A 25,083-nucleotide genomic window follows, 5' to 3' on the forward strand; every position below is an offset into this window, starting at 1 on the left:
CTTACAGTAAAAGTATGAGAATCCGGGAACTGGTATTTTCAACTTGACATCGAATTTTCAATCCGTTATATACATAAAAAATTAACATCTAATATTTTTGCAATGCGTCTCCATCTGCCTATTACCCTGCTGGCGGCTGTTCTGGCTTGTTACACCAGTGTTTCCCTGGCCGTCCCAACATCTGAATCCCCCGCATGGGGAGCGAACTCCACCTTTAATAACAATGAGCCCGCCAATGAGTATTCAGTTACTGGGAGTCAATCCGTCAACCTTGATGTAAATTCAGGAAACAACAATTATTCCACAGGACTTTATATCGGAGCAGGCTCCTCGTTTACCATTAATCAGAATACGAACGGCGCCTGTACCATCAATTTGAACGGGGCATTTGCCGGAGAAGGAAATTTGACGCTGGTAGCGGCTAACGGCAATGCCGGCTATGCCTCCAAGTTTGTGCTTGGTTCCCAGGAAAGCAGTTTTTCCGGGAACATTATCCTTTCCCAGAAGGGGACGCAGCCCGGCGGCGCCATTCTCCAGATTACGGGAACGGCTCTCGCCAACGCAACGGTAGATTTGTCAGGCTCAATCAATCAAAGTTCCAACGCCCTGACGTTGCAAATTTCCAATGCCGCCTCTCTGGCCGGTTTAAATGATGCCGACGGCTTCAACGGAACACATAAGGGGCGCGTCCAGTCGGCTAATTCCTCCAGAGCGAATCTTACCCTGACGGGCAACGGAAATTACACGTATGGGGGAAGTATCGGGGCAACCACGCAGCATTCCGGAGAAACCGGCAACACTACTCCCACGGGAGGAATAAATCTGATTATGGCCGGAACAGGCACGCAAAACCTGACGGGACCCGTCATCAACGCGAATATCACGGCCCAAGGTGGCGCCTTGAAAATCAACAATTCTTCCCTGGCCTATTCCGGAATAATCACCATGGCGGGAGGAACGCTGGATTTCACCTCCGCCACTCTGGGGGCAAATGCTGTTCTGAACATGAACGGCACCGGCATATTGAAAAATGCAGCCATTGACGGAGCCAAGCTAACCTATACGGAATTCGGTTCCCACTTTATCAAGGAACATGTAACTTTCACTTCAGGCACCATTGACATCGGCGGCGCGCTTGACCGCCTGATGAAGGAAGGACCGGAATACCTGTTTGAATTGGGAGAGGCGCTTGGCGAGGGCTTTACCGTATTGGGCTTAAAGACAGGGCAATATAGGATGGAAGGCAGCGTGCTGATGATAAAAGACGTGGCGATATCCCGTGTGACGTGGGTATCTGCGGGAGCGGGAGGGGCATTGGAAGAAACGGTCAAGAATGCCTTTACGCTGGCTCTTGGGGAGGGAAGTGCGGCCAACGTCAGCCTGGGCTATCTGAACGATACGCTGACGACGAGCGGGGACAAAGTCTATCAAATCACCAACACCGGCGGAACCAGAATCAACCTGAACGGGGTATACAACAGCGGGGAGACGCTGCCGTCCGGCAACCTCAACTACCGGGGGGACATCTGGATGGACATCAGCGGAGGAGCATTCGGCATCATCTCCGGAGGTGTCACCAATGAATGGAGCACCAAACTCCAGACCAGCACGCTGACTGGGGACACCCATGTGCAGCTTTCCGGAAAAGCCACGGCGGAACACGTCATCGGCGGGAACAACAAGGGAGCGTCTACAACATTAACGGGAAACACCAACGTTACCGTCAAGGATAACGCCATCGTGGCGGGAGCCATCATCGGCGGGAGCACCTCCGCCCACAACGCCGTCACCACCATCACGGGCAACACGAGCGTGCTGGTAACCAATGTCCAATATTCCAACACGGCCCAGAACCTGGATGGGGGACTCTCCAACTCATACATCATCGGAGGAAGCTCCTGGTCAAGCAATACCACTTCCGGAACAACGATTCAAGGCAGCACGTCGGCTACAATCAACCTGAACGGAATCACGCTTTCCGGAACAGAGGAACACAACAGCTTCGTCAAAACAATCATTGGCGGCAGTTATGGCAATGTAAACAACGCCGGAACGGTCAACAACATCAACGGAGACACCTCCGTTTCCATCATCGGCAGGGAAGGAATCACCTTCACGGGGGACATCATTGGGGGTTCCTTTGAAAATTCAGGCCAGGCCCAATACACGATTAGAGGAAATTCCTCCATCTCCATTAGCGGAGGCTCCACCTTCACCGGCAACATCTACGGTGGCTCCTACTCCAAAGTGCCAGGAAACACAGGCAGCACCATGACCACTGCAGGCAATATCACGGTAGAACTCGGAACAGGCACCTACCGGGGAAACATTTATGGAGCAGGAAATAAAGGCACGGCAGGAGGCGACGTCCTCGTCTCCCTGACGGGAGGAAGCGTCTTCAGGGCGGAAGGACAAGACGGAGGCATCACCGTCGGCGGAAGCGCCGGAGCGGCGGTCGAAGGAAACAGGACGCTGGAGCTCAAGGGAACCTTTGGAAACGGGGACTTCCAAAACGTCACCTTCACCCGGTTTGATGAAATCAATATCGCGCAGGAAGGAGCCTCGGCCACCATCTGGGCGCTGACCGACAGCCCGTCCCTGACCAAAACGGGAGCGGGAACCCTGACGCTGGGGGCAGACGCGGCAGGAGCGGAAACCATCCTTGACGGAACCACGGAAGGAATCACCATCACGGAAGGCAGCCTGAACCTCTCCGGAGCCGGCGGCAGCCATATGAAAGGAACGTGGAACATCGCCTCCGGCTCCCGCCTCACCGGAGTCAGCGGAACCGTCACCGTGGGTGGGGAAAACGGTCTGGACAGTCTGTCCATTGCCCTGGGAACGGAAAACATCGGCCAGGACACGCAGGCGTCTGGCGCCGTCATCAGCAACGGCAGCGGAACGGGAAGCGACCCGAACCTGTCCATCGAGGGGAAAGGGCTGACGCTGGACCTGAGCAACGACGCCGTCGTCAACCTCCTGTTGGATCACAAAACCGACGACTCCTCCAGCTACCTGACCCTGACCAGCGGAACGCTGACCGTCGGCAACCTGGGCGACATCGCCTTCACTACCGACCTTCTGTCCAACTACGGCATCCGGATCACCGGAACGGACGGAGGCAGCCTGGTGCTCAGCGGAGCGGCCACCGGCCTCTACCGCGTGCAGGAAGAAGGAGGAAACGCCCATGAAGTCAACTCCTATCAAACGCTCTCCGGCTACGCCGGCGTCGTCATCGGCGGCGGCCAGACCCTGACGGTCAACCTGGCCGGAGCCCCGGGCGAAGCCGACGGACAGGGAGCTAAAATCAACAACCTGATGGGAGCCACGGGCAGCAGCCTGGCCGTCAACAACACCGGAGACGGCACGGCCGTCGTCATCCTCAACAACAAACAAATGACGACGGGAGAAGACGACATCGACCCGGCCGGCCAGGACACCGTCATGGGCGGCAGCATCACGGGCGGCAGCAACGTCACCTTCATCAAGGAAGGAACCGGGACGCTGACGGTCGGAGGAACGATGGACGTGGAAACCCTCGCCCTGCGAGAAGGAAACATCATCCTCAACGGCACGGAAAACTCCCTGGACACCCTCACGCTGGAAGGAGGAGGCCTGACCATCAGCGGCAACGCCGAAATCGAAACCATCACCGGCACGGAAGCCGGAGGAACCCTGGCCATTCAGGGAACTCTTGACCTGACCGGAACAAGCAGCATCAACAACGGAGCCATCACCGGAACCGGCTCCCTCCGCATCCGGGAAGGAGCGGAACTGGCCCTGGGCGGAGAAGCCCGGCTGGACGGAACCTCAGTCACCGCCGACGGCACGCTGACCCTCACCGGAACGGAATCCGGCGCCATCAGCGGCCTCTCCGGAAGCGGCGCCCTGTCCATGAACGGAGGCAGCCTCTCCATCTCCTCGGCGACAACCTCCTCCGGAACCTTCTCCGGCACGCTGGCAGGCAGAGGCGCCCTGGACATCTCCGGGCAAGCCACCCAATACCTGCAAACCGGCAATAAGGACTACGACCTCGCCGTCCGTGACGGAGGCGTCCTGGTCCTGAAAGGCACTTCTGACGCCCCCGCGCTTGATTACCGTAATGTTGCAGTAGGTTCTGCCGGCACCCTGCGTATTGAAGCCATTGGACATGAAGCCGGAGACTCCAATACCTCCTTAAACGTCGGCAGCATTGATTTTCAAAGCGGCTCTACGACGGAATTCGTTTATAATTTAAGTGCGTCTGATCCTTTCGGCTCCGCTATGCTGACGGCGGATTCCATCACCATTGGAAATGGGGCGGGATTCTCTCTTGCCAACATGGAAGGCAACACGGGGCTGGGAACGTATGACAACCTGGACGGCGTGGTGCTGATGACAGCAGACACGATTGACGGACTGACGGAGGGGGAATCCATATCCGTGGGGACTTCCGGCCTGTTTGCCGTTTATTACAAGGATGCGACCATGAGCCGGAAGGGCAATCATATTGTGCTGAATGCCACGGTGCAGCAGGACAATATTTTTACACCTGCGGTGAATTCCCATAATTCCGGAGCAGGTTCCGAACTTCTGTGGGAGGCAAAAAATAATCTGGATGCCACTTCCCAGCTTGGGCAGGCGATGCATTCCATCAGCACCATGATTACGGGAGATAATCCCGACTTGGCGGGGGCATCCAGGGCTTTGGCAGCAGTGGCTGGGAGCACGGTCAACGCGCTGGGGACGGCGCAAAGGGACGCCCTGCGCGACCAGATGGGCTGGATCAGGAACCGGACCACCCTCATGGGCGTCAACCCGGCCTACGTCAACGACGACCTCCCCCGCTTCCACATGTGGATGGAAGGCACGGGCTCCTACGCCAAACTCGACACCCGCGGGGATGAAAGCGGCTACCAGCTCACCACCTGGGGAGGTACGGTAGGCGTGGACGCGGACCTCAGCGACGGCCTCACGGCGGGAGCGGCCTTCACGGCCGGCTACGGCGACCTGACGGCCAGCGCGGCGGACAGCGCCGACGGGCGCCTGGACAGCTACTACGCCAGCCTCTTCGGGCGCTACCAGAACAAACGCTGGGCGCACACGCTCATCCTGACGGGAGGGTGGAACGACGCGAAACTCAACCGTACGGTCAACTACGGGGAAGGAAGCTACGGGACGCAGGGAAGCACCAGCGGGTGGGGCCTTGGAGCGATGTACGAACTCACCTGCGACGTATACCTCAACGAAAACCGCAGCAGCGTGCTTCAGCCGCTGTTCAACGCCTCGGTGGTGACGACGCGGATGGACGGCTATGAAGAAACGGGAGCGGGCAACGCGGGCCTGAACGTCGGCCGGCAGGACTGGACGACGGGGACGCTGGCGCTGGGCGGCCGTTGGATGGGTCTGGTGGGCAGCAACATCTTCGGCCGGGAATCGCTGGCGGAAATCCGGGTCAACGCGGCGCAGGACCTGGGAGACCGGAGAGGGGAAACGAACGTCTCCCTGCTGGGCAACCCCGGCTTCGCGCAAAGCGTGAGAGGGGCGAAAACGGGAACGACGGCGCTGCAGCTGGGAGCGGGGTTAAGCGTGCCGGTGGGAACGAAGGGAACCATCTACGTGAACGGGAACGCGGACATCCGTGACGGGTCCAGCTCGGTCAACGGAAGCGTCGGCTACCGCTACGATTTCTAAAAGAAAGAAAAACCAAGGAGAAGGCACCCCACCCACCCCCGAAAAGCCTTCCTCCTGGCCCTTCAGAGCCGTTCCGGAATAATTCCGGAACGGCTCTGAGTTTTTGTTTATCGGAAGATTATTCCTTTGGCCTGTTTCCAAAAAGGATGATTAATTCAAATGACGTTTTACAAGAACAAACGGCCAAGATATCAACATTTCTGTTGCGGAAACCATTGTATCCGGCAGATGATCAATTAGGAAACAATTTCTCATTCATTTCCAGAGGAAACCTGCTCTGTAAAAAAATTTCCAGAAACAAAGATAACATCCGGATGAAGAACAAAAACATCCCGGCCTCTCTATTTGGAAGAATAAACCTGAAGCATGGCGAAAAATAATTTTCCGGGCAGTTTTTCTTTCCATAGCCGGGAATACTCGATTCCCGGTACATTGCATTCTGTTATCCCCCTCCAGTAAAAATAAAAAAGACGGCCTCCATGCGGAGACCGTCCTATGATTAATTTGTCTGCCGGCAGGATGCCTTAAGACCGGCGACGGCGCATCATCAGGGCGGCCAGTCCCAGCAGTCCCAGGGAAGCCGTGGCAGGTTCCGGCACTGAAGCCAATTCTCCCGTCATGGAAGCCGTGAATGTAGAATCATTACCCCTTCCCTGATTTGACTCAACGAATACATAAACGTTTTCAGAAGTCAGTTTGTTTCCGGAAAGATCTGCCGTCACAGTAATCGTGCCGGACGTCGCCTGCGACTCTACCGCCTGCCAGCCATTTTCCGTCTGGTAGGCCAGATAAACCCGATAAGTGCCGCCGGTGGAGGTAGCCAAATCCACTGTGAATGTCAGAGAAGAAAAAGCATCAGCAGAATACCCCGCAGCATCCAGGGAAACTTTGAGGCCTACGCCGGAACCGCCATATCCCCGTCTATTGGTATAGGTCACCGTTACAGAACCGTCTTCGTTCCCAACAGCGCTTTTAAAATAACTTGAGGTTTCAGAAGATGTATTGGCTTTAGATCCGCACCATCCGGAAGAATTCGCCAACCACTCATTCAAGTGATTCGCCATGGCGGAAGGATCGCCACGGTAGGCTTGGAAGGAAGAATTAACATCGCTTCCTGAATCATACCCTGACAGATCAATCTGGACGGTTGCGGCCGTTGCGGAAAGAGCGGCAGCCCCCAGCAATACAATTGTGGTTCCCAGTATTTTTTCCATCGTTTACTAATGTTAGTAACTATAAAACGGAGATAGCGGATTTTGAATCCGAATTTATCGATAAAATATTTATTGTTAAAAAATTACAATAAATAATATATCAAAAATTATAGATAGAATATCGGTAAGAACAAAATATTGATTTCTATAATTTTCTTACCACCAATTTTTTTTATTGATACCGGATTCAAAATCCTATTTGTTGAAGAATCAACGTCTCCCATCCGATCCGATTTTTCAAGACAGACGGGGTCATTAACAAATTCAAAACAGTTGTGCTGACGTTTCCCCTGTAAACAAATCGAAGTCCGTTAAAAAAGAATCCGCGGATTCCACTGGCACCAACAAACCCGTTAACATTGCAAATACCGGTATCAAGAAGAATGACGCCGCTATGAACGGCGCATTCCTTCCGCAACCTCAGGGAATGAATGCCGCTGCCGGTGCGCAGGATGCTCTGCTCTTTCGGCCATCCTGGCCGTGAAGCCGAAACGGCAGGCATCATTCATTGTCCATGAAATAGGCCTGCAAAATACAAATGATATGCAGGACAATAGGAACGAGTGCAAAGATGAACCAATACAGGAGGCCGTAAGCCGCACCTACCACCAGGAACCAGAGAATGGCCTGGACAAAGTGGCCCTTGTACAACTGGCCGAGGCCGGGAATAAATAGGCTTAAAATGGCTGCTAAAAAAGATTTCATATGCTGGCTTGGTAAGAAATGGCCGCACGGGAAAAGGTTCGCGTGCCTGTACCAGTTGAGAGCCTTCCTTCTTCCCTCACGTTCAATCTCCCGGCGCAACCCCTGTCATGAATGACGGTTTTCCCGGAGCGAATGAAGCCGACGCGGCAGGGAACGGGAGGCAGTCATGTTCAAGTCTTGACCGCCGCATGGGCTATGTTACCCTCCCCGCGCACAGGGCACTCATGTTAGAAGGGTAGAGACCACCATGTCCATTGAACTGACTCGCAATTTCTCCATTATCGCTCACATCGACCACGGAAAGACCACCCTTTCCGACCGGCTGCTGGAAAAGACGAATACCATTTCCGAACGGGAGAAGCAGGATCAGCTTCTGGACGCCATGGATCTGGAGAGGGAAAAGGGCATCACCATCAAGTCCCACCCCGTTACCATTTTCTACAAGGCCGGGGACGGAAAGACTTACAAGCTCAATCTTCTGGATACGCCGGGCCATGTGGATTTCTCCTATGAAGTGTCCCGTTCCCTGGCGGCATGCGAGGGAGCCCTTCTTATTGTGGACGCGGCCCAGGGAGTGGAAGCCCAGACACTTGCCAACATGCACCTGGCCATGGATCTGAACCTGGCCATTATCCCCGTCATCAATAAGATTGACCTTCCCAGTGCCAACCTGCCCAAAGTATACCGCCAGCTGGAGGACATCGTCTGCATCCCCCATGAGGAAGCCATCCATGCCTCCGCCAAGATGGGCATCGGCATTGACGATATTCTGGAAGCCGTTGTTCAGCGCATCCCTCCGCCTGAAACGGAACAGGACGGCCTTCTGCGCGCCCTGGTGTTCGATTCCGTTTACGACGCCTACCGCGGCGTAGTCTCCTATGTGCGCGTCATTTCCGGCAGCGTGCACCGCGGCATGAAAGTCAAACTTTTCGCAACGGACGAAGTGTATGAAGTGAAGGAAGTGGGTATCTTCACCCCCAAAATGACCCGAACGGATTCCCTGGAAGCCGGCGACGTAGGCTACATCATCGCCAACATGAAATCCGCGGCGGATGTCAAAATCGGGGACACGTATACGGATTACATGCGCCCCTGCCCATCCCCCCTGCCCGGTTTCAAGGAAATCCGCCCCATGGTCTTTTCCGGCATTTATCCGGTGGATTCCTCCGATTTTGAAGCCCTGAAAGCGGCCATGGCGAAGCTTCAGATTAATGACGCCGCTTTCTCCTTCCAGGCGGAATCTTCCGTAGCTCTGGGCTTCGGGTTCCGTTGCGGCTTCCTTGGCCTGCTCCATATGGAAATCATCCAGGAGCGTCTGCGCCGGGAATTCAACATGGATATCATCTCCACCTACCCCTCCGTGATTTATGAGGTCACCAAGACCAATGGAGAGGAAATCAATGTGGACAATCCCAGCCTGCTCCCGGAACCGCAGGAAATTCAGGAAATCCGGGAACCTATCGTCAAGGTGTTCATTATGCTTCCTGGGGAATACATCGGGGATATCATGCAACTTGTCCTGGAAAAACGCGGCAGCGTGGACAATACGGAGACCATTGACGATATGCGCATAATGCTCACCTGCACCGTTCCTCTGGCGGAAATTCTGGTGGATTTCAACGACAAGCTCAAATCCATGACGCGAGGCTACGGCTCCATGGATTATGAATACGCCGGCTATCAGGCCGCCAAGCTCATTAAAATGGACATGCTCATCGCCGGGGAACCGGTGGATGCCTTCTCCATGATTGTTCACCAGGACAAGGCAGCCTCCCGCGGCAGGGAACTGGCGGAACGCCTGAAAAACGTCATTCCCCGCCAGCTCTTCACCGTCGCCATTCAGGCCTGCATTGGCGGAAAAATCATTGCCCGGGAAAGCATCTCCCCCATGCGCAAGGACGTGACGGCCAAATGCTACGGCGGGGACGTCACCCGCAAGCGCAAACTTCTGGAAAAGCAGAAGGAAGGCAAAAAGCGCATGAAGGCCATCGGAAAAATCAACATTCCGCAGGAAGCGTTCATCAAGGTGCTGAAAACGGGGGATTAACCCATTTTCTTCCCGGCTTTATATCGTTTTTCCGTTTGAATATGGGAAAACAGTTTATTTGCAGGGAGAATATATTGGCTATTTTGGAAAACAGGGTATTACTCGCGTTTTAATCGGCAGATTTCCTTCCCATTACTCTGATGATAGAGAGTATAACAAGGAACTGTTTCTGTTTTCCCGGGTTCTCGCGGCCTGCGTTTTGGTGAGCATTCATGCCCCGGCTAAATGAGCCACTTCACGTGGTCCTTCTTCCGTAGCAAACATTCGTTCAAAAGCGCCAGAAACAGCCTTTCCATCAGGATTCAATGGATGAAAATGGACCATGAGACACTTCCTGCACTACTTCCCCAACCATTCCCGGGAGGAGGAATGCTACATCAGGCTGCCGGCTACCGGGAAAAGGAGGAAATCGACGAGCTGATCTACCGGACCGTGGGCCGCGTTCCGGAGTCCGAATTCCTGTTCAGGAGAAACCGGGGCAAACGGTACGAAAAGAAGCTGCGCACCGGCAGGGCGAGCCACATCAACGACCGCTACATGCACCCCCCTGGATATCGCCATACGGGACCGGAAGCAGAAGGAACAGGAAGCCAAGAAATACTGAAACCGCTGCGACCGTTGAACAATTCCCGGTTGCGTATTTTTCCCTGTTATGCTATCAGGTCAGTCATGAGTCTGCCCCGGCTGTCCATGTTCCTGTTTGCGTCCGCGGCTCTCTGTTCCTGCGTGGGAACCTCTCCGGAACAGGAAGAACCGAAGGTAAAAAAAAGCCTTTCGGAATACATGCAGGATAACAAGACCAATTCCATCGCCAATGTGCCGACGGGGCTGTTGAGCACTACCCCGAATCAGCAACAGGCCACCCATCTTACCGCCACCACACAGGAGGAAATGACCAGGGCAGACAGCGGGGCCGTCTATTACACGGACGCTCATGACCCGGACGCCCCCATCCCCGGGCTGGAAGAAGCTTTCGCCCAGCGTAAGGAAAACGAACGCTGGATCCAAAGCTATCCCACCGCCCTCCGGGAAGCCCAGAGTACCGGAAAACCCATTCTCATCTGGTTCCACCATTCCGTGGGCAGCCCTCCCAGCAAAAAGCTGGGGGCAGAACTCCTCCATACGAAGGAATTTGAAGACTGGGCGAAAAGGAATGTCGTCCGCGTCTGTTACGACCAGGCGGAAAAATTTGAAAGCGAACCTGTTTACAGGAAGCGCCAGAAGATGCTGGAGTATGTGAAAAAGGCTCCCTCCCTGTTTGGCGTGAGAGGAACGCCCGTGCTTCTGGTCATGTCTCCGGACGGCTCCAAAGTGGATACGTTGCGCGGTTATTATACCGGACAAAACGCCCTTTATTTTGACCAGATCAAGAACAGCGTCAAACTGGCGAAGCAGCAATATGAAGAGTTTAAAAAAACGCTGATTCCCAAAGGCTACCGGGTCTGGACAGGAGTCAACGGAAATACCGTCTTCGCCAAACTTTCCCGTTATTCGGAAAAGACCCAGACCCTCTGGCTTCAGGAGCTGGACGGACACCAGAGCAGAACATCCCTGAAAAAGCTCAGCCTTGAAGACAGAACATGGCTCCTGGAACAGAAAGAATCCCATGAAAACAACGGCCGGAACAAGCGCTCCGGCCCACGTGGCACCTGAACGGCTTTTCCCCTGCCGTCCGGCTGCGGAACGGTTTATTCATGGGCTTCCGCTCCATCCCCATTTTTGTATTGAAATATGAAACTGATGTTTTATTTTTCCTAAAACTCTCTTCCAGCATTTTTTCTTTCGGGGATGTGGTCTTTTCCGTACCGGCAGGAATGCCCTTGCGGACAAATTCCGCCGCTTCCCCCTCTCCAACCATTGCCTGTTTAATTCATGATTTTAACAATGAACCGTCATGCCGCCACCGCCCTGATGCTTGCGGCCTGTCCCCTGTCCGCTTCCGCGGACCAGCCTCAAAAGCAGACGCCGGACCAGCGCCCCAACATCGTGGTCATTGTCACCGACGACCATTCCTACCAGACCCTGGGCACCTGTGAAAAGGATTCTCCCATGCCTTATCCAAACTTCCGCAAACTGGCGGACGAAGGCATGGTCTTTGACCGGAGCTACTGCGCCAACTCCCTGTGCGGACCTTCGCGGGCTTGTATCTACACTGGCCGCCACTCCCATATGAACGGGTACCTCTTCAACGAACATGCGGCTCCCTTTGACGGTTCCCAGCCCACTTTCCCGAAAATGCTCCAAAAGGCCGGTTACCAGACGGCCATTGTCGGCAAGTGGCACCTGGAAGCCATCCCGCCGGGCGCCAAGGGAGATACGTCCAAATATGAATCCGACCCCACCGGATTCGATTACTGGGAAATTTTCCCGGCCAGGGCAACTATTTCAATCCGGATTTCATCACTCCCGGCAAGGACGGCAAACGCGTGGTGAAAACGGAACCCGGCTATGCCACGGAACTGGTCACGCAAAAAAGCCTCAAATGGCTGGACCAGAGGGACAAGGACAAACCCTTCATGCTCGTCGTGGGCCACAAGGCACCCCACCGTTGCTGGTGCCCCTCCATTCAGAATCTGGGCCGCGCCAAACAGTATGCGGACGCCATTGACCCGCCCGCCAATCTGGAAGACGATTTTGCAGACCGCCCGGAATTCCTGAAAATGACGGAACAAACCCTGCTCAACCATTTCAACGTATGGTCTGACGAGCACCTGATCAAGGAGGTGGTCCCGGAAGACATCCAGAAAATGCTTTCCTGCCCGGAATCCAAGACCCTGCATACTCAGTATGACTGGGAAATGCCGGAATGGGTGCGCATGGACCCGCAGCAGAAGGAAGCCTGGTACAACTACCACAAGGCCCGTACTGTACAGCTTGTCAAAGATATTAAAAACGGGAAAATCAAAACGCAGCGCGACATTTTGCTGCGCCGCTGGCGCCATTATATGGAAGACTATCTGGGCACCGTTCTTTCCGTGGACGAAAGCATCGGCCAGATCATGGACTATCTGAAACAGAACGGCCTGGACAGGAATACGCTGGTGCTCTACTGCGGAGACCAGGGATTCTACATGGGCGAACACGGCCTGTACGACAAGCGCTGGATTTTTGAAGAATCCTTCCGCATGCCCCTCATCATGAGATGGCCTGGCCACATCAGGCCGGGCGTGCGCTCCTCCGCCATGGTGCAGGAACTGGATTATGCTCCCACTTTCTGCGACGTGGCCGGGGTAAATACCAAGGAAAATATGAATACCTTCCAGGGCCGCAGCCTCACTCCCCTGTTCAAGACCGGAGAACATCAGGATTTCAAAAACCGTTCTCTTTACTACGCTTTTTACGAAAATCCGGGTGAACACAACGCTCCGCGCCATGACGGCCTGCGCACGGACCGCTACACGCTGTCCTATATCTGGACCAGCGACGAATGGATGCTCTTTGACAACCAGAAGGACCCGGCCCAAATGCACAACGTCATCAACAAACCGGAATATGCGGAAACCGTGAAAGAACTCAAAACCCTGTACGGCAAGCTCCGCAAAGACTACCAGGTACCGGAAGGCTTCCCCGGGGCCACCGGCAAACTGGCCGTCAAGCCGCAGTGGGACTGCGCTCCCTCCAGAGATTGACGCCGCCATTCACCGTTCCTCCCGAAACAGGTTGTCCGGAACACGCCATTGACGACGGAGGGACAGGGTTTAAATCCTCACACAAACAACAACCATTACTATACGGCGCCGCATGAAATCAATTTTGCTAGCCGCAGCGTTCCTGGGTTCCCTCTGCTGGGCCGGAACCAATCCCTACAACATTATTCCGGAGCCCGTCAACGTGACGACAACTTCCGGAACTACCAAAAACATCAAAATCATCCATGAGCAAAAAGTCGCCGGACTGGGCAATGAAGGGTATGCCATGAAACTGACGCCCGGCGGCGTGGAACTCCGTTATACCACGCCCAACGGGAAGGCCATGGCCATGGCGACCCTGTTCCAGCTCCAGGACCAGCTTTCGGATACTCCTGAGGGCCTTCCCTGCGGCAGCATCCAGGATTCCCCCGACTTCGGCTGGCGCGGCATGATGGTAGACGTAGGCCGCTACCACTATCCCATGAAGGAGATCTACAATTTTGTGGACGCCATGCATTATTACAAATACAACGTCCTGCATCTCCATCTGACGGAAGACCAGGGCTGGCGTCTCCCCGTGCCGGGCTACGACAAGCTCCGCACCATCGGCGCCGTCCGCCCTTCCGCTCCGGAAAACCAGAACAATTCCCTGCTGGCCAATGAAGGCATGTATACCAAAAAGGAACTCCAGGACCTGGTAGCCTACTGCAAAGCGCGCGGTATCCAGGTGCTGCCGGAAGTGGAAATGCCGGGCCACAATATGGCCCTGGCCGCGTCCTATCCCGAATTCTGCTGCAACACCAAACGGGCCCAGGTATGGACGCACGGCGGCGTTTCCTCCAAGCTGATTTGCCCGCAGAAACCGGCCACCAAAAAGTTTCTTAAGGATACCTTCAATACCGTCCAGCAGATATTCCCTTTCCCGTACATCCACATCGGCGGTGACGAATGCCCCATGGGAGACTGGAAGAAATGCCCGGACTGCCAGGCCGCCCGAGCCAAAAAGGGCCAGGGGGATAATGTGGAAGTCCAGATGAGCGATTTCACGAAAAGCCTGACGGCCATGCTCTCCAAGCACCGGAAAAAGCCCATCCTTTGGTATGACATCAACAAGAGCTATTACCACAAGGGGGAAACCGTCATGTCCTGGCTGCCGGGAGAATTCCCGCGTTGCATTGATAAGACGAAGGAACAGGGCATCGACCTCATCGTCACCCCCCAGTTCAAGTACTACCTGGCGCGTACCCAGATGAAATTCCCGGCGGACGACGTGCGTGCCCGGCCCGGCGGAGCTCCCATCCTGCTGAAAGACTGCTACAACTTCGATCCCCGCAACGGACGGGACAAGAATGACGTCAAGCACATCAAGGGAATCAACCTCTGCATGTGGGCGGAATGGATTCCCTCCGGCGAATTGCTGATGTACATGACCTACCCCCGCGCCATGGCTGTTTCCGAAACCGCGTGGGGCAGCCACAAGAACCGTCCAAGCCTGGAAGAGTTTGAAAAGAAAATGGAAACCCACAAGAAACATTTCCAGAAGCGTTTCGGCTATACTCTGGAACGCACTGTGGAAAACAAACCCTACCGGGAAAAATTCATCACCCAGGAGGAAATCGAACGTATTAACGAGAAATTATAAAAAGGGCCAGCAAAACGCGGACAAATAGCGTTTCCTTTTCTCTCGCCATCCTCTGATTTCTTCAAAGCCGGGGACGCGGACAACCGCGGATCCCCGGCTTTCTTTTCCCGCTTGACCGGAAAGCCCTCTTCCCTTCTAATCGTTCCGCCATGTTACACCTTTACGATACCCGCACCAGAACGGCCCAGGCCATTTCCCCCATGGATGGAAAAACACTGCGCTTTTACTGTTGCGGCCCCACGGTGTACGGCCCGGCCCACATCGGCAATTTCCGCACTTTCGTGATGCAGGACGTCTTCCGCCGCGTCCTGGAGCTGGGGGGGTTCCCACCACGCACATTCGCAATCTGACGGATGTGGACGACAAAACTATCCGGGATTCTCAAAAGGCCGGCGTTTCCCTGGCGGAATTCACCGCTGGCTGGGCGGACCTGTTCCACCGGGACTGCGCCGCACTTAATTGCCTGCCACCCCATGCGGAACCCTCCGCCGTGGGCCATATTCCCGAACAGATACGAATGGTCCAAATACTGGTGGAAAAGGGGCATGCCTATGTCTCGGAAGATGGTTCCGTGTATTTCAAATTTCTTCCTTCCCGGAATACGGAAGGCTTTCCCACCTGGACGAACGTGAACTGGATTTAGGAAAAACCGCCAATACCCGGTCCAACGCGGACGAATATGAAAAGGATTCCGTGGCAGACTTCGTGCTATGGAAGAGCCGCAGGCCGGAAGACGGCGACAACTTCTGGCCCTCTCCCTGGGGAGAAGGCCGCCCCGGCTGGCACCTGGAATGCTCCGCCATGATCCATAAATACTTCGGCAATGACTTCGATCTCCATTCCGGCGGCGTGGATCTGGTATTCCCCCACCATGAAAACGAAGTAGCCCAGTCCCGCTGCGCCTGCGGCGGAGGCTTCGCGCGCCTGTGGTTCCACATCACGCACCTGCTGGTGGACGGCGGCAAGATGTCCAAATCCCTGGGCAACATGTACACGCTGGCGGATTTGGACAAACTGGGCCATAAGCCGTCCGCGGTCCGGTACGTGCTGGCGGGGGGCTATTACCGCCGTCCGTTGAACTTTACCCTTTCCTCGCTGGAAGACGCTAAAGCCGCGCTGAACCGCCTGGCCAAATTCGACACGCAGCTCCGGAACGCCTCCGGAACGGACTCCGTTCCGTCCTATGAGGAATTCTGCGCCGCCCCCCGGAACCGGGCATCTTCCAGCCGGCCTGGGACAGCCTGAATGATGACCTGAACACTCCGGAAGCCCTGGGCCACGTCTTCAGCGCCATCAGGAAGGCGGATGTTCCCTCCCTGACTCCGGAGGAAGCGCGCCGCATGCGGAACGCCTTCCACTTCATTCTGGCCGCTTTCGGCATTCTTCTGCCGGAAGAGGAACAGGCGGAAGCGCCGGAGAACGTGCGCACCCTGGCGGAACAGCGCTGGCAGGCCAGGCAGAACCGGGACTGGGCGGAAGCCGACCGCCTGCGGGCGGAAGTAACGGCGCTGGGCTGGACCATCAAGGACCGCAAGGACGGATACGACCTGGCGCGCAACTGAACGGCATGGACGCTTTCTCCCCTATCCCCAACCACACGGGCTTCACGGCCAGGAGCCTGTTCACGGATGCGCAGGGAACCCTGAAGGACGGAGCCTTCGCCAACATGGAACCCGGAGGCGGCGGCCCTCTTTCCCCGCACCGCCACGCCCACGCCCATTTATTCATTGTCACCCGCGGAACGGTCGTTATCCTGCTTGACGAAGAGGAAAAAACGGTCCGTGAGCATGAATCCCTGCTCGTGCCCGGCGGCGGCCGTCATGCCGTCTGGAACAGGAGCGCGGAACCGGCGGAAATCGTAGGCCTTACGCTGGAAGCCGCCCGCGCCCCCCAACTACCTACAACCCGATGAACTCCCGCCAACGCACGCTGGGCCATGCCGCCGCCCTGATGACCATCCTGATCTGGGGGACCACCTTCGTGTCCACCAAGGTGCTTCTCCGGACTTTACCCCCGTCACGGTGCTCTTCACCCGCTTCGTGATCGGGTACGCTTTCCTCTGGTGCCTGAAGCCGCGCCTGCTTCCGCTCTCCGGCTGGAAAAAGGAACTCCTGTTCGCGGGAGCGGGCCTCACCGGCGTCACCCTGTACTTCCTGCTGGAAAACATCGCCCTGACGTACACCTTCGCCTCCAATGTGGGCATCATCGTGGCCGTGGTGCCTTTCTTCACGGCTCTTCTGGCCCACTTCCTGCTGAAAGGGGAGGGCTTCTCCCGCCGCTTCTTCCTGGGCTTCGCCGCCGCCTTCACAGGCATCTTCCTCATCATGGCGAACGGCGCCTTCGTGCTGGAACTGAACCCGGCGGGGGACGTGCTGGCTCTGGGCGCGGCCTTCGTCTGGGCGGTCTATTCCATCCTGATGAAAAAAATCGGCGTCAACACGTCCAACATGATCATCTGCACGCGCCGCATCTTCTTTTACGGCATCGTGCTGATGATTCCGGCCCTGTTCGTCCTTCCGGTGAACATGGACTGGCATCTGATGGTGAAGCCCGTCAACGCCCTCAATCTGCTGTACCTGGGCCTGTTTGCCTCCGCCCTGTGCTTCCTCTCCTGGAACCGCGTGGTGGAAATCCTGGGAGCCGTCAAATCCAGCGTGTACATTTACATGGTTCCGGTCGTGGCCGTAGTGGCCTCCGCCATCATCCTGGGGGAACGCCTGACCTGGATATCCCTGACGGGGATTCTCCTGACCCTCTGCGGCGTCACGATTTCCGAGTACAGGAAAAAAACGCGGAAGAGCGTCAGAGAAAAGGGAGAAAAGCCCGTTCTGCAAAAAGGCTGATTCCCCCTGCTTTCCGGAATCATGCTGTTTTTTCCAGGAAGAAAAACGGCTGGCGAATATTCCCGGACGGAATGCCTCCGGCGTTGCAACGCTTTCCGCCCCCAGAGGATGGCTGTTAGCGGATTAGATATCCGCAGACAACAAAATTTTTTGAAAAAAAACGAGTTTCACCGCGGGCAAAGGGGAATAATCAGAAATACGTTCAAGATGCAATGAAGTTCCGTATTCATGAATCATTGAGGATGTGTTCCATCATTCACTTCCATTTTCCCTTCTCCGTTACCGGATATCTAATCCGCTAGTATGGCGCGCATGAAAAAGCTCCTTTCCATCCCAGCTTTTTTACTGTGCATTTCCGGGGTACAGGCGGCAACGACATTGTATGAAACCCAGTTCCGCCAGACCGCCATCAATGTGGACAGTGACTTTCTGGACGGCGCTTCCGTCTCGCTCACCAATCCTTCCACATCCCTTTCCGGCAATTTGGCCGCGGACCTCCTTGTCCCCAATGTCCAAATGCAGAATAACAACGCCGGATGGACCGTTACCTTTTCCTTCACGGCTACGCAGGACATCATCATCTCTTCCCTGAACCTGGGCTTCCAATTCGTCACCGGTACCGGAACACGGCACGGAAACACAGATTCCAAAACGGGAACCGCTACCGTCACGCTGGCCGCCGGAGATTCCTCTGCCACGGCTGATCTGAGCTTCGAACGCGTCCAGGCCGACAAGAACGGCACGCCGACAGCGGACATCCAGCAAGCCTCCTTCAATACCCCGGTCACGGTCAAGGCGGGAGAAACCTTTACCCTCACCGTGAACGCCAAGGCACCCAACACCGGGGGCACCTTCCTGGGGCTTTCCCAACTGGCCCTCCACGGGGACGCAGTGCCGGAACCGGCCACAGCCTCCCTCGGACTGCTCGGACTGGCCGCCCTGCTCCTGCGCCGCCGCGTATAAGCGGGAGCATCATTTAATCTCTGCTTTATTCCTTTACTAAAACAGGACCGTCCCCCACCGGGAAACGGTCCTGTTTTTTTAAATAAAAATCCGCTCAATTTCCGGAAACGTTTCTTTCCGCCTCTTCTTCAATACGGGCTTCCGTCTCTTCAATCTTTTCTGAAAGATCGGCCCACTGCGTAAAACAGGTTTCCAACTGGCGGTCCGCCTGCTGGAACCGGGTGGTGAGCTCCATGACGGCCTCCGTATCAGCCGCCACCTCCGGACGTTCCAACTGGGAGGCGATCTCCGTCTTTTCCGTTTCCAGACGCGCTATCTCCGCTTCCAACTGTTCCAGTTTTTCCTGGAGGGGACGGAGCAGGCGCGCCTTTTTCTGGCGGATTTCCGCCTCCATGCGCCTGCGCGCCTTGCGGTCCGCCCCGGCTCCCGGGTCAGCCGCTCCGGAGACGGCAGACGCAGCGGAGGAAGCCAGAGCCTGGTCCCGCTCCACCTTCTCCAGATAATCGGAAACGTTGCCTATGTAAACGCGCGGTTTCTCTCCCGGCACGAATTCCAGCACCTTCGTCACAATGGGGTCCAGGAAGCTGCGGTTGTGGGAAACGATGCAGTAGGAACCCGGATATTCGGACAGCGCCTGCTGAAGCACCTGCTGGGACTGGATGTCCAGGTGGTTCGTCGGCTCGTCCAGAATCAGGAAATTGGCCGGATGCAGCAGCATGCACACCAGCGCCACGCGGAAGCGTTCCCCCGGAGAGCACGCCCACGCGCTTGTGCACGTCGTCCCCCCGGAACAGGAAGCAGCCCAGCAGGTTCCGCACCATGGGCGCGGATTCCCGCGTAGCGGCCGCCTCCACGCATTCCAGGACCGTTTTTTCCGGGTCCAGGTCATCGGCATGCGTCTGGGAGAAAAAAGCGATCTGCGTGTGGCGCCCCATCGTCACGCTCCCGGAGCTGGGCTCCTCCCCGCCGGAAATGAGGCGGGAAAACGTGGACTTGCCCGCTCCGTTCACCCCCACAATGGCGATGCGGTCCCCCTTTACGATTTCAAAATCCACATCCTCAAAGACGGAAATGGAGCCGTACCGCTTGGAAACCTTTTCCAGCCTGACCACGGAATGCGCGCCGGCAGGCGGGGTGGGAAAATGAAAATTCATCACGGCGTCATCCTCCTCCACCTCAATCAGCTCCACCTTCTCCAACTGCTTGATGCGGGACTGCACCAGGGAGGCCTTGGTAGCCTTGTAGCGGAACCGGTCGATGAACTCCTTCGTCTTGGCGATTTCCCGTTCCTGGGCCTTTTTCTGGCGCAGCAGAATCTCCTTCCGCAGCACGCTTTCCTTCAGGAAATAGGAAAAATTGCCCGCGTACTCCTCCGCGCGCCCGTGGTAAAAGGCAATCGTTCGGGAAACCAGGGAATCCAGCAGCGCGACGTCGTGGGAAATGAGGATGATGGCCCCCCGGTAGGTGCGCAGGTACTGTTCCATCCACCGCTGGGATTGAATGTCCAGGTGGTTCGTGGGTTCGTCCAGCAGCAGCACTTCCGGTTCCCGGAGCAGCAGCTTGGCCAGCGCAATGCGCATCTGCCAGCCGCCGGAAAATTCCCCGCAGTCCCGGTCAAAGTCCCGGTCCTTGAACCCCAGGCCGCGCAGGATGGACTCCGTGCGGGGGCGCAGCCGGGCGGAATCATGGGCGTGCAGCACCAGCTCCAGTTCCCCGATCTCGTTGAGCACTTCGGAATAGGCGGCGGAACGGGGGTCCAGTTTCTCCATCTCCTGCGTCAGGGCGTCAATGCGCTCCTGGAGGTCCATCAGGTCCGCAAAGGCGGACATGGCCTCGTCAATCAGCCTGCGCCCGCGGACATGGATGCCCTCCTGGGGCAGATAGCCCACCTGGGAGTGCCTGGACTTGATGATGGAGCCGGAATCCGGCTCATTCAGGCCGGCCATGCACTTCATCAGCGTGGACTTGCCCGCGCCGTTATGCCCCGCCAGGGCAATTCTTTCCCCATCCTCCACCGTGAAGGAAAGATCATTGAACAGGACGCGCGCGCCGTACTGCACGCGCAGATTTTGAACGGCCAGAACCATGTACCGAATGAGTAGAGAGGAAGGCGGCGGAACGCGGCGTTGCATCGCCTGTTCCGCCGCCAGGAAAAGCCGGATAAGCTTATTTGTCCAGAACCTTGTTCCACGCGGCGATGCGGTCGGCCTGCTCCGTGAACAGATCATCCGCGCCATCTTCAATCGTGATACCGGAAATGGTATCCCCCTGCCCGATGGAATCCACCACGTCCTGGCCTTCCGTCACCTTGCCGAAGACGGTGTGCTTGCCGTTCAGCCAGTCGGTAGGTACATGCGTGATGAAGAACTGGGAACCGTTGGTGCCGGGGCCCGCGTTCGCCATGGAAAGCACGCCGGGGCCGTCATGCTTGAGGTCCGGGCGGCACTCGTCCTCAAAACGGTAGCCGGGGCCTCCCATGCCCGTGCCGGTGGGGTCGCCGCCCTGGATCATGAAATTCGGAATCACGCGGTGGAACTTGAGGCCGTCATAGAAGCCCCTGGAAGCCAGGTTCAGAAAGGAAGCCGCCGTCACGGGCGTCTTGGAAGCGAATACCGTCAGCTTGATGTCGCCCTTGGAAGTGTGGATGGTGATATTCTTGTCAGTTGCCATGGGTGCATGTTAAACGCGCGGAAAGGCATGGTAAAGACTGTATTGCGTGCTGCCGCCGGGCCTGCGCCCCCATTTCTCCGCCGGCCTCTTTTCCTCCTTTTCCATGCCGGGCAAGGAGGCCGCCCCCGCGGCGCCTACCTGTCATGACGGGCCCTAATGACAGGAGGAACGGTTGATTTTCTACCGGAAAGGGCCGAATTTGAATGATATGAGCGAAGAATTGGTAGAAGAATTCGTTACGGTTGAATCCATCTTTGTCCGTGGGCGCAACTGCCTGGCGCTGAAGGCGAAATTCTCTCCCCTGTTCACAGACTACTACCTTCATCTCATGCAGTACGGCCTGCGTAACGAGGAACCCTACGACAGCCTGCTGAAAGAGCTGATGGCCTACTTCACCCTCTACATGGTCGCGCGGCCCTGGGCGGAACAGCACGCCTGGACGGTCAACCTCAGAACGCCCGCCGTAGCCAACCTGTTCGTTACGGGCTCCTCCCTGACGGAATCCGTAGTGGGGCGCATCTTCACGCAGGACATCAAGGAGCCTGAGGAAAACACGCTGTACTCCACCCTGCTCCGCAAGGGCTTTGAACCGCGGTACTCCGTCGTCCCCATTCCGGGAACCTCCCCCGCCCGGTGGGTGGAGGAATTTACAAGCAGAGCGAACAGAGAAACGCGCGCTGCATTGAACTGCCGGATGAATGCTACACCATGGTAACGGCCCAGCCGGACGCGGATGAAGAATGGCTGAATTCCCTAACCCGGGAAAAAATGGCCCATCTGGAAGAGGATGAAGATACCCGAGTACTGGAAACGCGCCGGTTCCGCTTTTACTGCGGCTGCACGCTGGACCGCATCCTGCCGACGCTCAAGGCGCTTCAGGAAAGGGAGGAAGACCTGTTCCAGGGGGAAGAGGCGCTGGAAGTCACCTGCCCCAGGTGCGCCGCCATTTACCGAGTGACGAAAGAAAATCTGGAAGATTGAGACATACATGATTTCTTTCTGACAATTAGCCTTTTCGGCAACGAATTTCGTGCTTAAACTTTCCCCGTGCCGACTTGTCCGAAGTGTTTACATAATTTCCACCGCGGGGCGGAATCATTGTGCCCTCACTGCGGCTTTTCCCTGGAAAACCTGGACAAGAAATACGGCAGGGACTCCATCCCCTACCGCCGCGTATGCGACAACGCCGGCGCCCTGCGGCAGCAGGACCGCGTAAAGCTGAACGCCCTGCTGGAAAAACTGGAGCGCCGCATTCCCCCCGTCCTCCTTTCCGTCTATTTCCCCAACATTCTGGAGCCCTTTTCCCTCATTCCCCACAGCTTCTGGGTGATGAACCACCTGACGGTGGACGAAGCCGGCTTCCCCAGCCACCAGGGCCCGCTGGACCCCCAGTGGCTCCTGATTCTGGTACTGGACGTGCGGACGGACACGGCCTGCTTCATGTGGGGGTATGAACTGGATCCCTACGTAGAGCCGGACCTGATCAACAAATCCATCATGAAGGCCCGCATCCCCCTGCGGGAAAGCATGCTGCTCCAGGCCGTGGGCTCTATCATGAAAGACGCCGTCCAGCTCGTGGCCCGGAAGGCGCGCTCCAAGGTCAGGCACCCCATGCGCTACGGGTTGACGCCCCCTCCCCCCGCAAACCGGAAAGGAGGCGGCCTATGAGATTCCTGCTGTTCCCCTTCATGCTGGCGGCGGCCATGTGCGTGGCCCCGGCGCAGGAACTCCCCGCCCTTAAATGGAACGCCCGTGACCAGCAATCCCTGATGAAGGGCACCTGGTGGGAAGCCAACGCACCCCTTCTGCCCCCTGTGGATGCGGCTGTGGCCCCTTCCGCCTCCGTCCCGGAACCCTCCGCCAATGCAGACTCCCCCGCTGTGGACCCTGTTCCGGAGGATTTCACGGACGTCAACGAATACTTCCTTCCGGACTACATCCGCACCTCCACGGGCCTGATCGACCCCCAGAAGCTTCTCACGGAAGTGGAGAGCAATGACGTCATTGAACTCATCAAGCTCATCAAATCCCGTTACAACGTCAACCTGTTCGTCAGCATCTTCGCGGCCGGGCAGAAAGTCCCCCCTTCCGTCAACGCCCCCACAATCGCCCGCCAGATATTCAAAAACAAGGAACGGAACCTGCTCCTCCACTTCCACATGGGGGACATTAAAAGCGCCCAGATCGCGCTGGATCCGGAGTTGAGCGCCCAGCTCGGGGATGCGGGGCGGCGGGACCTCCTGTACCAGGTGAAGCAGGACGCCTCCCGGTTCACCAACCCGCAGGACGAGCTTGTTGAAGCCATGATTTCCCTGGCGCGGAGGACAGAGGCGGACATGGCCTCCGCCCCCAAGCCTTCCCTGCCCGCGCTGGACCCGGACAACCCCGCCAGCATCCCGGAAGCCAACATCACCATCCAGGAGCCGGAGGAAGCGCGTGAATCCCATCTGCACGCCATGATGAAGGCCTGGATGTCCTTTGCCCTGGCCAATGTGGCCGGCATCATCCTGCACGCCTCCGCACTGGTGGCCGTAGTGGCGCTCTGGCTGGTCTGGAAAAACAAAAGAGTGGTGCGTTTGCTGCCGTCGGAACCGGACAAGCGCCTGGGCGCTCCGCACGGCGCCTCCCAGAGCCGTCCCGTAAACTACTGCATGCAGGACGGCCGTGGACCGGACTCCATCGGCCGCAGGCAGATGCGCCAGCACATGCGCGACGTCTCATGACAGAACCATCTCCAACCCCCGGCATCCGCGCCGCCCTGAACGGCGCGGGAGAACTGGAACTCACCATGGTGAACGCCCCTGCGGGAGCCGTCATCCGGATGGACGTTAATGCGACTTCCCCCGCATGCTCTGCACGCAGGGCCGCTACCTGGCTCCGGTGCAGGCCCCGCCCGGCACGCGCATCCGCTTCCGCCTGTTCCAGGGGAAGCGCGGTCTGACGGCCCCGGAAACCTTCATCATGCCCGGAGCTCCTCCCGCCCAGCCCGTTCCTTCCACGCTGATTCCCTGCACCCAGAACAGGGACTTCATGATTTACGACTGGGCGGCCCGGCACGAAGCCGCTTGCCGCGCGGTGAGGAAAACGCATCCGGACCTCCTCTTCATCGGAGACTCCATCACGCATTTCTGGGGAGGGCCTCCCGTGGACGAACCGCACCGGGACATCCTCCAGAAATCTCCGGAAACCTGGAGCCTGTGCACGGAGGGAATGAGGGCGGTCAATCTGGGCTTCGGCTATGACCGGGTGGAAAACGCCCTGTGGCGGCTCCGCCACGGCGAACTGGACGGAGCGGCGGACGATGCCGTCTGCGTGGTGCTCCTCGGCACGAACAACCTCGCGGAAAACACGGACGGGGAAATACTCCAGGGCATCCGCGCCGTCTGCGGGGAAATTACCGGAAGGCTGAAAAAGGCCGTCATCATCCTCCAGGGCTTCTACCCGCGCAACAGCGCCCGTAAAGATACCGCGGAACGCATTGCCGCCATCAATCTCCTCCTGAACCGTCTGGCCGCAGAACAGGGCTTCCTGTACACGGAACCGGGCCGCGTCATGGCGGACGCCGCAGGACACGTTCCGGAAAAACTCTCCAGCGACGGGCTGCATCCCTCCGCGGCCGGCTATGAGCGCATCGCCGCCGTGCTGGCCCCCGTCATCAGGCAGGCGGCGGAACGGAAAAAATGACTCCGCCAAGAAA

The 25,083-nt window shown here is 57.1% G+C and carries 22 protein-coding genes and 2 pseudogenes; 18 read left to right on the top strand and 6 right to left on the bottom strand.

Annotated elements, in window-relative coordinates; translation table 11 throughout:
- The first annotated feature begins 102 nt into the window (after positions 1 to 102).
- Positions 103 to 5,673 (top strand): autotransporter domain-containing protein, encoded by a 5,571-nt coding sequence (locus tag PVA48_RS04200; protein ID WP_423232280.1) that lies wholly within the window; start codon positions 103 to 105, stop codon positions 5,671 to 5,673.
- 524 nt (positions 5,674 to 6,197) lie between these two features.
- Here the strand turns inward: PVA48_RS04200 and PVA48_RS04205 are convergent.
- The 3 genes from PVA48_RS04205 to PVA48_RS04215 form a co-directional block, all read right to left on the bottom strand.
- A complete protein-coding gene (locus tag PVA48_RS04205) occupies positions 6,198 to 6,887 on the bottom strand; it encodes a PEP-CTERM sorting domain-containing protein (protein ID WP_146023923.1) in 690 nt (229 codons plus the stop codon).
- A 187-nt stretch (positions 6,888 to 7,074) separates the two neighbouring features.
- Entirely contained in the window at positions 7,075 to 7,392 is a 318-nt protein-coding gene (locus PVA48_RS04210) for a hypothetical protein (RefSeq protein WP_102732478.1), read from the bottom strand.
- Positions 7,389 to 7,592 (bottom strand): hypothetical protein, encoded by a 204-nt coding sequence (locus tag PVA48_RS04215; RefSeq protein WP_022197112.1) that lies wholly within the window; start codon positions 7,590 to 7,592, stop codon positions 7,389 to 7,391. Before PVA48_RS04215 ends, PVA48_RS04210 begins: the two co-directional genes overlap by 4 nt.
- 247 nt (positions 7,593 to 7,839) lie before the next feature.
- Between PVA48_RS04215 and lepA the strand changes: the two genes are divergently transcribed.
- The 11 genes and pseudogenes from lepA to PVA48_RS04270 all read left to right on the top strand — a co-directional run bounded on the left by lepA (position 7,840) and on the right by PVA48_RS04270 (position 18,716).
- Positions 7,840 to 9,639: a translation elongation factor 4 gene (lepA, locus tag PVA48_RS04220; protein WP_215442371.1), complete on the top strand. Its 1,800-nt coding sequence runs from the start codon at positions 7,840 to 7,842 to the stop codon at positions 9,637 to 9,639.
- Between the two features lie 369 nt (positions 9,640 to 10,008).
- Positions 10,009 to 11,292, top strand: coding sequence for a thioredoxin fold domain-containing protein (locus tag PVA48_RS04225; RefSeq protein ID WP_046434503.1), 1,284 nt, complete (start codon positions 10,009 to 10,011; stop codon positions 11,290 to 11,292).
- Between the two features lie 231 nt (positions 11,293 to 11,523).
- Positions 11,524 to 12,072 carry a sulfatase-like hydrolase/transferase gene (locus tag PVA48_RS04230; protein ID WP_423232281.1) on the top strand — a complete coding sequence of 183 codons (549 nt, stop codon included), beginning with the start codon at positions 11,524 to 11,526 and terminating at the stop codon, positions 12,070 to 12,072.
- Positions 12,066 to 13,268 (top strand): sulfatase/phosphatase domain-containing protein, encoded by a 1,203-nt coding sequence (locus PVA48_RS04235; protein ID WP_423232282.1) that lies wholly within the window; start codon positions 12,066 to 12,068, stop codon positions 13,266 to 13,268. Before PVA48_RS04230 ends, PVA48_RS04235 begins: the two co-directional genes overlap by 7 nt.
- 112 nt (positions 13,269 to 13,380) lie before the next feature.
- A complete protein-coding gene (locus PVA48_RS04240) occupies positions 13,381 to 14,910 on the top strand; it encodes a beta-N-acetylhexosaminidase (RefSeq protein ID WP_423232283.1) in 1,530 nt (509 codons plus the stop codon).
- Positions 14,911 to 15,059: 149 nt separating this feature from the next.
- Positions 15,060 to 15,260, top strand: coding sequence for a hypothetical protein (locus PVA48_RS04245; protein ID WP_423232284.1), 201 nt, complete (start codon positions 15,060 to 15,062; stop codon positions 15,258 to 15,260).
- Positions 15,261 to 15,265: 5 nt separating this feature from the next.
- Positions 15,266 to 16,155, top strand: a pseudogene (locus PVA48_RS04250) (hypothetical protein).
- Between the two features lie 95 nt (positions 16,156 to 16,250).
- The gene (locus PVA48_RS04255; RefSeq protein WP_423232285.1) at positions 16,251 to 16,472 is read left to right on the top strand and encodes a CysS/YqeB C-terminal domain-containing protein; all 222 of its coding nucleotides are present in this window, start codon (positions 16,251 to 16,253) and stop codon (positions 16,470 to 16,472) included.
- 5 nt (positions 16,473 to 16,477) lie between these two features.
- Entirely contained in the window at positions 16,478 to 16,822 is a 345-nt protein-coding gene (locus tag PVA48_RS04260; RefSeq protein ID WP_102728628.1) for a cupin domain-containing protein, read from the top strand.
- Positions 16,819 to 17,753: pseudogene (locus PVA48_RS04265) on the top strand (DMT family transporter). The gene PVA48_RS04260 and the pseudogene PVA48_RS04265 overlap by 4 nt, the downstream one beginning before the upstream one ends.
- A 312-nt stretch (positions 17,754 to 18,065) precedes the next feature.
- Positions 18,066 to 18,716: a PEP-CTERM sorting domain-containing protein gene (locus PVA48_RS04270; RefSeq protein ID WP_180971104.1), complete on the top strand. Its 651-nt coding sequence runs from the start codon at positions 18,066 to 18,068 to the stop codon at positions 18,714 to 18,716.
- 94 nt (positions 18,717 to 18,810) lie between these two features.
- Here PVA48_RS04270 and PVA48_RS04275 read toward each other — a convergent pair whose 3' ends face one another.
- The 3 genes from PVA48_RS04275 to PVA48_RS04285 all read right to left on the bottom strand — a co-directional run bounded on the left by PVA48_RS04275 (position 18,811) and on the right by PVA48_RS04285 (position 21,386).
- Positions 18,811 to 19,206, bottom strand: coding sequence for an ABC transporter C-terminal domain-containing protein (locus PVA48_RS04275; RefSeq protein WP_423232286.1), 396 nt, complete (start codon positions 19,204 to 19,206; stop codon positions 18,811 to 18,813).
- Positions 19,148 to 20,803, bottom strand: coding sequence for an ABC-F family ATP-binding cassette domain-containing protein (locus PVA48_RS04280; RefSeq protein WP_423232287.1), 1,656 nt, complete (start codon positions 20,801 to 20,803; stop codon positions 19,148 to 19,150). The genes PVA48_RS04275 and PVA48_RS04280 overlap by 59 nt, the downstream gene beginning before the upstream one ends.
- Positions 20,804 to 20,882: 79 nt before the next feature.
- Positions 20,883 to 21,386 carry a peptidylprolyl isomerase gene (locus PVA48_RS04285; protein ID WP_022397903.1) on the bottom strand — a complete coding sequence of 168 codons (504 nt, stop codon included), beginning with the start codon at positions 21,384 to 21,386 and terminating at the stop codon, positions 20,883 to 20,885.
- A 208-nt stretch (positions 21,387 to 21,594) separates the two neighbouring features.
- Between PVA48_RS04285 and PVA48_RS04290 the strand changes: the two genes are divergently transcribed.
- The 6 genes from PVA48_RS04290 to PVA48_RS04315 all read left to right on the top strand — a co-directional run bounded on the left by PVA48_RS04290 (position 21,595) and on the right by PVA48_RS04315 (position 25,070).
- On the top strand, positions 21,595 to 22,101 hold the full coding sequence (locus tag PVA48_RS04290; RefSeq protein ID WP_423232288.1) for a hypothetical protein: 507 nt from the start codon (positions 21,595 to 21,597) through the stop codon (positions 22,099 to 22,101).
- Entirely contained in the window at positions 22,095 to 22,367 is a 273-nt protein-coding gene (locus PVA48_RS04295; RefSeq protein WP_423232289.1) for an Hsp33 family molecular chaperone HslO, read from the top strand. The genes PVA48_RS04290 and PVA48_RS04295 overlap by 7 nt, the downstream gene beginning before the upstream one ends.
- Positions 22,368 to 22,484: 117 nt before the next feature.
- Positions 22,485 to 23,054, top strand: a complete 570-nt coding sequence (locus PVA48_RS04300; protein WP_102728626.1) for a hypothetical protein — start codon at positions 22,485 to 22,487, stop codon at positions 23,052 to 23,054.
- A complete protein-coding gene (locus PVA48_RS04305; protein WP_102727652.1) occupies positions 23,051 to 24,109 on the top strand; it encodes a hypothetical protein in 1,059 nt (352 codons plus the stop codon). Before PVA48_RS04300 ends, PVA48_RS04305 begins: the two co-directional genes overlap by 4 nt.
- Positions 24,106 to 24,327: a hypothetical protein gene (locus PVA48_RS04310; RefSeq protein ID WP_309557354.1), complete on the top strand. Its 222-nt coding sequence runs from the start codon at positions 24,106 to 24,108 to the stop codon at positions 24,325 to 24,327. Before PVA48_RS04305 ends, PVA48_RS04310 begins: the two co-directional genes overlap by 4 nt.
- A complete protein-coding gene (locus PVA48_RS04315; protein WP_309557353.1) occupies positions 24,234 to 25,070 on the top strand; it encodes a GDSL-type esterase/lipase family protein in 837 nt (278 codons plus the stop codon). Before PVA48_RS04310 ends, PVA48_RS04315 begins: the two co-directional genes overlap by 94 nt.
- Positions 25,071 to 25,083 lie beyond the last annotated feature (13 nt).

This window comes from Akkermansia sp. JRP_AM1 (genome assembly GCF_049262625.1).
GTDB classification, from domain to species: Bacteria; Verrucomicrobiota; Verrucomicrobiia; order Verrucomicrobiales; family Akkermansiaceae; genus Akkermansia; species Akkermansia massiliensis.